Origin of the sequence: Pseudoalteromonas sp. Z1A6 (assembly GCF_011378745.1) — a bacterium.
Taxonomy (GTDB): Bacteria; Pseudomonadota; Gammaproteobacteria; order Enterobacterales; family Alteromonadaceae; genus Pseudoalteromonas; species Pseudoalteromonas arctica.
Genome location: NZ_WTKW01000687.1, coordinates 1 through 638 on the forward strand (window position 1 = coordinate 1; position 638 = coordinate 638).

Below are 638 nucleotides of genomic sequence, written 5' to 3' on the forward strand. Positions count from 1 at the left end.
ACCTTTAGGTTGGCGGTTTTTTTATGGTTGATTATAAATACTGCGTTGCTAATTAACCAATAAAGTCTGTATTAATGTTTTTGAATGATGATAGTAAACTGTGCTCAACGGTTAGAAAAAATCTAACGATTAAATAAATTAAAACAGGACTAAACTCATGAAATTACTAAACACATTACTTAGCTCAAAAGCAGGCGTAGCAGCATTAATTTTACGAGTACCAGTTGGCCTTATTTTAGCGGCGCATGGTGCACAAAAACTATTTGCTTGGTTTGGCGGTTACGGGCTTGAAGGTACAGGTCAATGGATGGCAAGTATTGGTTTAGAGCCTGGCTATTGGTTAGCAATGATGGCAGGTAGCGCTGAGTTTTTTGGTGGCATTGCATTAGCAATTGGTTTGTTAACTCGCCCAGCTGCTGTAGTTGCCGGCTTTACTATGCTGATTGCTATTTTTAGCGTACATATTAGTAATGGCTTATTTATGGCAAATAATGGCTATGAATACGCATTAACGTTACTTGTAGTAACTATAGTTTTAGCAATTCAAGGAGCGGGAAGCTTTTCGCTTGATAACGTATTAGCTAAAAAACTAGCTAATAAATAGAGTTTATTAATTGAAGAATAGCGGCCAATTTGGC

The 638-nt window shown here is 37.0% G+C and carries 1 protein-coding gene; it reads left to right on the forward strand.

The genetic code is table 11. The annotated features are described in order from the left end of the window. Window positions 1–157 precede the first annotated feature (157 nt). Window positions 158–604 carry a DoxX family protein gene (locus GQR46_RS20345; protein ID WP_165742341.1) on the forward strand — a complete coding sequence of 149 codons (447 nt, stop codon included), beginning with the start codon at window positions 158–160 and terminating at the stop codon, window positions 602–604. The last annotated feature ends 34 nt before the right edge of the window (window positions 605–638 follow it).